The organism is Bacteroides sp. HF-4919 (genome assembly GCF_018860125.1).
This window is the reverse complement of record NZ_JAHKNF010000003.1, coordinates 452,939-463,420: the sequence shown is the minus strand read 5'-3', so window position 1 is coordinate 463,420 and position 10,482 is coordinate 452,939. Positions and strand designations below refer to the sequence as shown.

9 protein-coding genes and 1 tRNA gene are annotated in these 10,482 nt (G+C 39.2%); 3 read left to right on the top strand and 7 right to left on the bottom strand.

The window, feature by feature from the left end:
• Positions 1-145: 145 nt before the first annotated feature.
• From KO473_RS08135 to KO473_RS08110, 6 genes are all read right to left on the bottom strand, one after another.
• Positions 146-218: transfer RNA gene (locus tag KO473_RS08135), tRNA-Lys, on the bottom strand.
• Between the two features lie 88 nt (positions 219-306).
• Positions 307-1,110 (bottom strand): MBL fold metallo-hydrolase, encoded by an 804-nt coding sequence (locus KO473_RS08130; protein ID WP_005777763.1) that lies wholly within the window; start codon positions 1,108-1,110, stop codon positions 307-309.
• Positions 1,111-1,191: 81 nt separating this feature from the next.
• Positions 1,192-2,580, bottom strand: coding sequence for an MFS transporter (locus KO473_RS08125; RefSeq protein ID WP_005820255.1), 1,389 nt, complete (start codon positions 2,578-2,580; stop codon positions 1,192-1,194).
• Positions 2,581-2,728: 148 nt separating this feature from the next.
• Positions 2,729-4,135 (bottom strand): glucuronate isomerase, encoded by a 1,407-nt coding sequence (uxaC, locus tag KO473_RS08120; protein ID WP_005820257.1) that lies wholly within the window; start codon positions 4,133-4,135, stop codon positions 2,729-2,731.
• Positions 4,136-4,498: 363 nt separating this feature from the next.
• Entirely contained in the window at positions 4,499-5,035 is a 537-nt protein-coding gene (locus tag KO473_RS08115; protein ID WP_005777770.1) for an FHA domain-containing protein, read from the bottom strand.
• A gap of 11 nt (positions 5,036-5,046) precedes the next feature.
• Positions 5,047-6,108: an SPOR domain-containing protein gene (locus tag KO473_RS08110; RefSeq protein ID WP_005820259.1), complete on the bottom strand. Its 1,062-nt coding sequence runs from the start codon at positions 6,106-6,108 to the stop codon at positions 5,047-5,049.
• A 158-nt stretch (positions 6,109-6,266) separates the two neighbouring features.
• On the opposite strand from KO473_RS08110, the gene rfbC reads away from it, so the two are divergent.
• The 3 genes from rfbC to KO473_RS08095 all read left to right on the top strand — a co-directional run bounded on the left by rfbC (position 6,267) and on the right by KO473_RS08095 (position 9,094).
• Positions 6,267-6,815, top strand: coding sequence for a dTDP-4-dehydrorhamnose 3,5-epimerase (rfbC, locus tag KO473_RS08105; RefSeq protein WP_005777775.1), 549 nt, complete (start codon positions 6,267-6,269; stop codon positions 6,813-6,815).
• Positions 6,816-6,838: 23 nt separating this feature from the next.
• Positions 6,839-8,152 (top strand): UDP-glucose/GDP-mannose dehydrogenase family protein, encoded by a 1,314-nt coding sequence (locus KO473_RS08100; RefSeq protein WP_005777777.1) that lies wholly within the window; start codon positions 6,839-6,841, stop codon positions 8,150-8,152.
• 138 nt (positions 8,153-8,290) lie between these two features.
• Positions 8,291-9,094, top strand: a complete 804-nt coding sequence (locus KO473_RS08095) for a DUF4738 domain-containing protein (RefSeq protein WP_005777779.1) — start codon at positions 8,291-8,293, stop codon at positions 9,092-9,094.
• A 70-nt stretch (positions 9,095-9,164) separates the two neighbouring features.
• Here the strand turns inward: KO473_RS08095 and KO473_RS08090 are convergent, their stop codons facing one another.
• On the bottom strand, positions 9,165-10,421 hold the full coding sequence (locus tag KO473_RS08090; RefSeq protein WP_005777785.1) for a DEAD/DEAH box helicase: 1,257 nt from the start codon (positions 10,419-10,421) through the stop codon (positions 9,165-9,167).
• Positions 10,422-10,482 lie beyond the last annotated feature (61 nt).

The window sequence follows — 10,482 nt, the reverse complement described above, 5'->3', positions numbered from 1 at the left end:
TGAGAATACTCCTTAAATTGTATATTTGCACTATCGATTAACATGCTCTAAGATAAACATTTTAGAGCAAATTAAAAAGTCCGAGCTTGGGAAAGTTCGGACTTTTACATAAAAAAAGAGGGTACCCTTTTCGGACACCCTCTTGTACACCCTCAGGGACTCGAACCCTGGACCCATTGATTAAGAGTCAATTGCTCTACCAGCTGAGCTAAGAGTGCTTGTTTCTCGTTTGCGGTTGCAAAAGTAGGGCTTTTATTTCATATTGCAAAACAAATAGGAATCTTTTTTATTCTTTTTTTCTCACACTTACTCAAATTCATAGAGCTCTGATGGCGTATTTCTCTTTAAAGCAAGCAGTTGCACATCCTTCCCAACAATGACGCCTTTATTCTTTAATTTCCATTCAACCGTTTTATAAGCCAGTTCCGGATGATTATTATCTTTGCTCAGATGACAAAGCCAGATATAACGAAGATGTTCCGTGATATTCTCAGCAAGAAAGTCGGCAGTATCTACATTACTCATATGGCCTGTACTACTTGAAATACGTTCTTTCAGATATGTAGGATAAGGTCCCATACGAAGCATTTCTTCATCATAATTAGCTTCAAGAATCAAATAATGGGCTTTACAGATATATCGGGCAGCAGTCGGAGTAATCTCTCCCAAGTCTGTTAGAAAAGAAAAGACTTTACCATCAACTTCTATACAATAACCCACATTGTCTGTTCCGTCATGTGGAACTTCAAAAGATTCAATGCGGAAGTCTTCCAATTGCATAGGCTCTTCTTTCTCCAGATAGCGTACAGAAGCATGCAATTTTTCTGTCATACAATAACTTTTATTAATCCCCGCATGTATACGTGCTGTGGTATATACCGGAATATTCAACTTCTCACCTAAATGCCCCACAGCTTTGATATGATCAGCATGATCATGCGTTATAAACACTGCGCGTATCGAATCCATCGTCACATTTATATCTCTCAACGTTTTTTTTATGGTACGAATTCCGATACCTGCATCAATGAGTATGCCGTATTTTTCGGTACCCAGATAATAACAGTTTCCGCTACTGCCACTTGCCAGGCTTATAAATCTAATCTTCATTATTATTCTCTTCTTTTAAATGCAAATTGCCGTCAACTTTTATGGCAAAGTGACGGCAAATATACATAAAAAAGGAAACAATCAGGTGTTAGCTTTCTTCTTTTTATCGATGAAATCGGTGATTTTTGCAAAAATAAGCAATGCAATTGCTGCAATCAAACCGATTGCTGCAAAGTAATACCAGATGTAATGAGCATTTACACTGGCGGCTTCCCAAGCTTCTCTGGATTCAAACAGGGCAGGATCCGGACAATACTTGGTCAGCAGCACCCCTGCGAGCCCAAAGCCAAAAATAGAAGACAAAAAAGAGTGAAGATGGCTAAAACCTAAGTACATGCCTTCTTCACCTTTAGGAGCTTGTAAAGAGAAATATTCCAGATAACGCGGAGAAATAAAGCATTCTGCCAAGCCTTGTACCACGATGCCGGCAATCATCATCAACGTAATATTACTCATTCCCGAGATAACTTCATTGCCCAAGAGATTACCACATGCCATCAACAGCGCTGATATCGGAATCAGAAACATACCAATATTCATCGAAGTGATAGCACTTCGTCTGGCCATCCAGCGAGTCACAAAGCTCACACAACAAACAACGACAAAAGGATTTACATTGGCAATCCACCCCGGTTTTGCAGTTTCACCAGCCATGCGAATAACATACTTAGGCATTGTAGCATAAAGCTGATGTTGTACCATCCAGAATCCCGTAATAATAAGGATTAAGATCAGCAAACGCCAATTAGTGACAATACGCAAGAAACCTTGTCCGATCTCACGCATACTCTTTCCTTCTCCTACGGTATGAGTCGATTTATACAAAAAGAAAACAGCCAACAAAGCGATGAGAGTCATGACTCCTGAGAAATAGTTAATATAGATATAAGCTTGGTCACCAATAACATTCCGTAGAGGATCGATAACCGTTTTACCGGTAAAGGCACCGATATTAACCATCATATAAAAAATAGAATATCCGCGTGCCCGAGTCGCTTCAGTTGTTTCCTTGGCAACAGAAGCTGAAATAACCGATTTAATAAATGCGCCGCCTATCATAATTATAAATAGAACCGGAACTATCAACCAACGGGAGGCACTATCCGTCAGTCCATCGAAATGAGTGTTTTCTCCATAAGTCACTAATCCGGCGCTTTCAAGTAACGTGGGTAATACTCCCAGGCCCAAGTATCCGGCTGTCAATAATGAAAAAGCAACAAGCATTGATTTGCGAAAACCGATTTTATCGGCATATGCTCCGGTAAAAATAGGAAGCAAGTATAATCCACCGGAAAAAAGGCCGGAAATCATACTTGCTTCAAAATCATTAAAACCTAAAATTGTAGATAGATAAATAGTGAGAACGATAAACACGGCATAGTAAGCCATGCGTTCAAACAGTTCGACTGTGTTGCTGACATAAAAGGCTCTTGTGAACCCTTTAGCAGCAGGCTGAGGGGAATTGTTCATTTATGTTTTTCTTTTTTTAATTGATAATCGAACGCAAAGATAAGATTTTTTGCCAATCCGACCAGCCACTCATGAAATAAAAGCCGGAAAAAGGCTTGGAGAACCAGTTTCCGACTTAATTTATTATAACAGTTAAATAAACAGGTAATTAAAACTGAAAAAAGTTTTTAGCATTAAAATAGCTGATATCTTTAACCATCTGACAGACACGGTCCATCTCAAATGCCGGTATTTCACCGCTTTCCACATCACGCCCCAATAGATTACACAATGTACGGCGGAAGTACTCATGACGAGGGTAGGAGAGGAAAGAACGAGAATCCGTCAGCATTCCTACAAAGCGACTCAACAATCCAAGTAAAGAAAGGGCGTTCAATTGTTTTTCCATTCCATCCTTCTGATCAAGAAACCACCACCCCGATCCAAACTGAATTTTTCCGGGGATACTGCCATCCTGAAAATTACCTATCATAGTAGCAATCATTTCATTTGCACAAGGATTCAGATTATATAGAATTGTTTTGGCCAGTCTACCTTTTGAATTCAGACGGTCCAGAAATTTACTCATTGCTTTAGCGGTCATAAACTCACCAATGGAATCAAACCCAGTATCAGGTCCCAGCAATTTAAACATCCGACTGTTGTTATTGCGAATTGCACCATAGTGAAATTGTTGTGTCCATCCCTTCTCCCAATCCATTTCACCCAGTATAATCAACATAGCCGATTTAAATTTCAGAACCTCCTCTTTTGTTAGTTCAGATCCACCATAAATTTTATTGAAAATAGCTTTAATCTCGCCATCCGTATACTCTTCAGCATAAAATTCTTCGATTCCATGATCAGACAGCTTACATCCCTGATCGGCAAAGTAATCGTGGCGTTTACGCAAGGCTGTTATCATATCGTCAAAATCAGAGATATCGACCTCACTTATTTCCGATAGTTTTTCAACATAAGCACGAAAGTCTGATGGTATTTCTACAGCCATCACTTTATCCGGCCGCCAAGTGGGTAACATCTTTATTTCAAATCCACTTTCACGTGTTTTAATGTGATACTCCAATGAATCGATAGGATCATCGGTCGTACAAACGACTTCCACATGATAGCGACGCATCATTCCACGGGCAGAATATTCTGGAGAAGCCAGTTTATCGTTACATTCATCATAAATTTCACGTGCTGTTTTGGGGTTCAATATTTTATCAATACCAAATGCTGTTTTCAACTCCAGATGAGTCCAGTGATATAAAGGATTACGTAAGGTATATGGAACTGTTTCCGCCCATTTCTCAAATTTTTCCCAATCTGATGTGTCTTTTCCTGTACAAAAACGCTCCTCCACACCATTTGAGCGCATGGCACGCCATTTATAATGATCACCACCGAGCCAGATTTCGGTTATAGATTTAAACTGGTAATCGTCCGCTACCATCTGGGGAACTAAATGACAGTGATAATCAATAATCGGCATCTTAGATGCATGTTCGTGATATAATTCCTGAGCCGTTTCTGTTTGCAGCAGGAAGTTCTTACCCATAAATTTTTTCATTTCTTTGTGTTTTTATTGTACAGAATAGTTATTTGTATTAAAGCCAAGGTATATTGTTGATTATAAATACAATATATTCTATTTATATTTCGATTTTATTTATCGTTATCGAACACAAAATTAAAAAAATTACTTAGAGATGCAAAGACAAACCAGATATTTATGAATTTAAACTTTAAAATAATATGGAAAAAACACTCTTTTAAAGGGAGGGGTAAGATATTAACTTCATAAAGGATAGAAAGTTAATATCTTGTTTGCAAGAAGTTAACTTCCTGCCTTTACGATATTAACTTCCTAAAAACACTGTTTTTCAGATTATTAGCATAAAAAGTATATCACTGTTCATACTCTATTGAGAATTCAGATTTCCTCTCTTTTTCTTGCGGAACGGAGAATAATAGTAGTAGCTCCAATAGTAATGATAGCTCCGTCTTCAATACGAATACGGTCTTTATCACCCAAAATTTCGTTCATAAGAAAAGTACCTGTCAGACTCGGGGCATCACGTAAAGTATAAACTAATTCCCCCTGCTTGTTACGTTTTACATTGATAATGCAGTGACGTCTGTCCATACTCATATCGCCGGTTTCAATCGGAGTATTGATATTTGTACCGATACATCGACGCCCAATGATGTTATCACCTTCCTGCAGGGGTAGGACTTGTTTGAAACCAAATACGTTCTCAATCACGACGATACAGCCATATTCTTCTTTATATACCTCCTCGTCCAATTTCTCTTCCTTACGGGAAGCTTTTATTTTGCTCTTTCCCAGTCGGATACTAAACTGTTTACCACAATGTTCACATACAAAAACCAATGATTGGCCTTCGCTATATTTGGTTTCATCAAAAGAAAGGTAATTTTCACACTTAGGGCAAAGAATTCTTTTCATTATAAAAATATTTATTTAGCCAGCATCCAGGCATTCTTATAAGCCTCGTTCTCTCTTAATTTCAACAATTGACGGTTAGCGTCTTCACGATTGGCACATGACATTATGCTAACACGAATTTTGCCGTCACCTGTCAATACACTGGCACCTGCATAACCTTTAGTTTTCAATTCAGCAGCCATTAACTCAGCCTCCTTGGTATTAGCTACACTGGCTATGATTATATGATATGGAAAAGAAGCTTCTGTAACCTTTGCATCAGCTGTTTTCATTGGCTTTTCCGCATGGGCAACTTTTACTTCTTTTACTGCAACCGGTTTTGTTACAGACGCTTTATAGACAGTCGTCGTTTTCTTCTTTGTAGTTACCGGTTTAGCTTGTGGAGTAGCAACGTTTGCTTTCAGCATAACCGGAGTCATTGCTACCGATTGTTTTTCTATCTTCTCAAACAAATCAGTAGGAAGCAATCGAGCATAATTACCCTTTTCTACATATGTATTTTGGACAGGAGTAGACATTAGAAAAAACAATGCAACCGCAGCAATCATTGCTACTGCATTTCTTAAAAATGCCCAGTTTACGCTGATTTCACGATTTTTCTTTTCTTTAGGAATGAGCGGAAGAATTTTCTCTCTTTCCGGACGTCGTAAAGACGTTAACTCTTTTATCTCAAACGAATCGAGTCCGTAAAGATAAGGAGTAGTAATTTTATTGTCGTATGGAATAAACTCGTAAGTGTTATGAATAGTATAACGGATTTCTCCAATATTAGGTAAATCAGTTTTTCCTTCTTCATGGAGAACGGCAATAAGCTCTGCCACTTCTCTTTCCACCATTTTTGTGGCATCCGAGAAATTGGTATCATACACAGCCATATATGATTGCACTAATACTCCGTCATTCAACCTCAATTGGGGATTGAAACCGATAACACGGGTAGGAGGGAGAAATATATTTTCTTCAGCCACTCTCATAGCAGGAGCGTAGTGAGCGATAAATCCACCAAATCCGGGAACAATTACACAATCATTCTCCAATAATAATACTTCAATATGCTGTGCCAATTCAATCATGTGTGCAAAATTAACAGATTAATTCAAGATATGCCATAAAACTGCACATTTTATTATTAACAAATGCTAAACTCAACCTTCCTTTCTTATCTATCTATACCTGTCATATTAGAAAAAATGCCTACTTTTGCGCTACTTAATAATATCATCAGAAACGAATGAATTATATACAAACAGAAATAGATGGTGTGTGGATCATTGAGCCGAAGGTTTTTTCTGATCCGCGCGGATATTTCATGGAAGCATTTAAGCAGCAAGAGTTTGATGCTACTATCGGGCAGATAAATTTTATACAGGATAATGAATCCAAATCTTCATTCGGCACGTTGCGCGGACTCCATTATCAGAAAGGAGACTATTGCCAAGCTAAACTGGTACGCGTCATTAAAGGCGAAGTTTTGGATGTAGCTGTTGATTTAAGAAAATCGTCTCCCACGTTCGGAAAACATATCAGCGTATTGCTAAGTGATGACAATAAGCGCCAGCTTTTTATTCCTCGTGGTTTTGCTCATGGATTTCTGGTGAAAAGCGAAGAGGCCGTTTTTACTTATAAAGTAGATAATATATATGCTCCTCAGGCGGAAGCCTCCATAATATACAATGATCCGGCATTGGGCATCGACTGGCCTATTGCCGATTCACAACTCGTCATGTCGGAAAAAGACCGGCAGGCAGGAAATTTCCGAGCAGCAGAGTATTTTGAATAGAAACCCTCAATAATCAAAAGAATATGAAAATTGCAATTGTCGGAACCGGATACGTAGGTTTGGTCACAGGAACCTGTTTTGCAGAAATAGGCGTGGATGTCACTTGTGTTGACACGAACAACGAAAAAATAGAAGCACTTAAAAAAGGTGTTATTCCCATTTATGAAAATGGGTTGGAAGAAATGGTTATCCGTAATACCAGAGCTGGAAGACTGAAGTTTACAACTTCATTGGAAAGCTGCCTGGATGATGTAGAAGTGGTGTTTTCCGCTGTTGGAACCCCTCCCGATGAAGACGGAAGTGCCGACTTGAGTTACGTACTTGCAGTAGCACGCACTATCGGACAGAACATGAAAAAATATAAACTGGTAGTTACCAAGAGTACCGTACCCGTAGGTACAGCCTGTAAAGTTCGTACTGCCATTCAGGAAGAACTGGACAAACGGGGAGCCAAAATAGAATTTGATGTGGCTTCGAATCCTGAATTCCTGAAAGAAGGTAATGCTGTTAATGATTTTATGAGTCCTGACCGTGTTGTCATTGGCGTCGAGTCGGAACGTGCAGAGAAACTAATGACCAAGCTTTACAAACCGTTTATGCTAAATAACTTTCGTGTGATATTCATGGACATTCCTTCTGCTGAGATGACTAAATATGCTGCCAACTCAATGTTAGCTACCCGGATCAGTTTCATGAACGACATTGCGAACTTGTGTGAATTGGTAGGGGCCGATGTCAATATGGTACGCAGTGGTATCGGTTCAGATACCCGTATCGGACGTAAATTCCTCTATCCGGGCATCGGTTATGGCGGATCATGTTTTCCAAAAGATGTAAAGGCTTTGATTAAAACGGCTGAACAGAATGGATATCAAATGCGGGTATTACGGGCTGTAGAGGATGTGAATGAAGCTCAAAAAAGCCTGTTATTCGATAAGTTAGTAAAACAGTTCAATGGAAACCTGAAAGGCAAAACCATTGCATTATGGGGACTGGCATTCAAACCCGAAACAGATGACATGCGTGAAGCACCTGCGCTGGTATTAATTGATAAGTTGCTTAAAGCAGGATGTCACGTACGTGCTTATGATCCGGCAGCGGCAGATGAGTGTAAAAGGCGGATCGGCGACTCCATATATTATGCACGCGACATGTACGATGCCGTTTTGGATGCCGATGCGCTGATGCTGGTTACCGAATGGAAAGAATTCCGTCTGCCTTCATGGGCTGTTGTGAGAAAGACAATGTCACAACAGGTAGTCATGGACGGTCGTAACATTTATGATAAAAAAGAAATGGAGGAACAAGGCTTTATATACCACTGCATCGGTAAATAATATCCAATATCCATATCCTCAAAAAAGTAATAACGGAGCTGAAAAGTCAGGAGTTTTTTTGTAATCCCCGACTTACTTTTCAGCTCCTTTTTATATCTTTATCGATATAAATGAGTAATTTTGCACAAAATTAAACAGATGATAAAGTACATTGCAACATTGTTACTGATGGTCTTATTCGTAGCATGCAATAATGGCAAAGGACAACAGCCCTCTGAAGACAATGAAGACCCCAAAGCTAAAGAAATCCTCCAAGGCATTTGGCTTGATGATGAAACAGAAACTCCCCTGATGCGCATAATCGGAGATACTATATATTATGCCGACACTCAGAGCACTCCGGTTTACTTCAAGGTTTTAAAAGATACTCTTTATACATATGGCAAAGATATAACCCGATACCAGATTGACAAACAGAGTGAATACTCTTTTTGGTTTCATTCTCTGGCTGACAACATTGTCAAGTTGCATAAATCAGAAGATCCGAATGATACATTGGTATTCTCTCGCAAATCTGCAGAAGTTATCCCAACTTATACGGAAGTTACTAAAAAAGATAGTGTAGTAATATACGATGGTGTCCGTTACAGAGCCTACGTATACATTAATCCGTCACAAATGAAAGTAGTAAAAACAACATATTCAGACGATGGCATCAGTATGGACAACATTTATTATGATAACGTGATGCATATATGTGTGTATGAAGGCAAAAAGAGTCTATATGCCAAAGATATCACCAAACAAATGTTTGTTGATGTGATTCCTGCCGACTTTTTGCAACAAGCCATTTTGTCCGATATGAATTTTACAGGAATTGATCGCACAGGTTATCATTACCAAGCCTTAGTTTGCATTCCGGAAAGTCCGGTATGCAATCTTGTGAATTTGACCATTAGCTTTAATGGACAATTGAATATAGCAGCTGCTAAATACAAATAAGCATCTGATTGTAAAAGATATCAAAGAGACATATTTTAGAAAAAAAGGGTAGGGGGCAGAAAGCGTACGCTTATTTTCTGCCCGATCTGGGTGATGCAGAGCGTCCCCCATTACTGTTTCTTCTACCTCCATTTCGAAAGTTTCTTCCTCCTCTTCCGCCACTATTATTCGAACGAGGGTTATATTGAGGTGCTTCTCCTAATTCTGAAGGTACAGGAATCTTATAAATTTCCTTCTCAAGAAAGTTCTCGATATTTTTAAAGTTTGTCTGTTCTTTTTCATTAACAAACGTAAGAGCGACTCCATCATTATTTGCACGCGCAGTACGTCCAATGCGGTGTACATAATCCTCACTGTCATGCGGTACGTCGAAATTGATGACTAAACGGATATCATCAATATCAATACCTCTGGATACGATGTCCGTAGCAACCAGAATATTAATACGTCCCGATTTGAACTCATGCATAATAAACTCACGTTGTGCCTGCTCAAGATCCGAATGCATCTCTCCGACATTCAATTTCATCATTTTCAAGGCTTTTGCAACCTCCTTTACCTTTAATTTGGAAGATGCAAAGATGATCACTCTTTCAGGAACTTCCTCCGCAAAGAGACTTCGTACAATGCCTAATTTCTGATTCTCGTAACAAACATAGGCAGCCTGAACGATTTTTTCAGCCGGTTTTGATACTGCCAGTTTGACCTCCACCGGATTATTAAGAATAGTATTGGCCAATTGCTGTATCTTGGAGGGCATGGTAGCAGAAAACATAATGGTCTGACGTTCCTTGGGCAAGTATTTTACAATCTGCATTATATCTTCGTAAAAGCCCATATCAAGCATGCGATCCGCTTCATCCAGAATAAAATAAGAAACTCGGGATAAATCAACGTAACCCAAACTCAGATGTGCAATCAAGCGTCCCGGTGTAGCTATAACCACATCAGCCCCGAGCATCAAGCCTTTCTTCTGTTGTTCGAAAAGTATTCCGTCATTTCCACCATAGACAGCTACACTTGAAACAGGCATAAAATAAGAAAATCCTTCCATTTGCTGGTCTATTTGCTGAGCCAGTTCACGAGTAGGGGACATGATCACACAGTTAATAGCATCCTCCGGGTGTCCGCCTTCGGACAATCTATTCAATATAGGCAACAAAAAGGCAGCCGTCTTTCCGGTTCCCGTTTGCGCTACTGCTATTAAATCTCTACCTTCAAGTATTACAGGAATCGCTTGTTCTTGTATGGGAGTACATTCCTCAAAACGCATAGCGTCGAGTGCTTCAAGTACATTGTCATTTAATTGTAATTCGGAAAACTTCATCGTTTCTTTTTATTTGCTCGCAAAGATAGAAAATTCACTACGTAGTACAAATTTTTCGGGT

Bases quoted from the DNA above. Each gene is read 5' to 3' on its own strand.
- KO473_RS08130 (WP_005777763.1), bottom strand. From the start codon at position 1,110: ATGAAGATTAGATTTATAAGCCTGGCAAGTGGCAGTAGCGGAAACTGT.
- KO473_RS08125 (WP_005820255.1), bottom strand. From the start codon at position 2,580: ATGAACAATTCCCCTCAGCCTGCTGCTAAAGGGTTCACAAGAGCCTTT.
- uxaC (WP_005820257.1), bottom strand. From the start codon at position 4,135: ATGAAAAAATTTATGGGTAAGAACTTCCTGCTGCAAACAGAAACGGCT.
- KO473_RS08115 (WP_005777770.1), bottom strand. From the start codon at position 5,035: ATGAAAAGAATTCTTTGCCCTAAGTGTGAAAATTACCTTTCTTTTGAT.
- KO473_RS08100 (WP_005777777.1), top strand. From the start codon at position 6,839: ATGAAAATTGCAATTGTCGGAACCGGATACGTAGGTTTGGTCACAGGA.
- KO473_RS08090 (WP_005777785.1), bottom strand. From the start codon at position 10,421: ATGAAGTTTTCCGAATTACAATTAAATGACAATGTACTTGAAGCACTC.
- rfbC (WP_005777775.1), top strand. From the start codon at position 6,267: ATGAATTATATACAAACAGAAATAGATGGTGTGTGGATCATTGAGCCG.
- KO473_RS08095 (WP_005777779.1), top strand. From the start codon at position 8,291: ATGATAAAGTACATTGCAACATTGTTACTGATGGTCTTATTCGTAGCA.
- KO473_RS08110 (WP_005820259.1), bottom strand. From the start codon at position 6,108: ATGATTGAATTGGCACAGCATATTGAAGTATTATTATTGGAGAATGAT.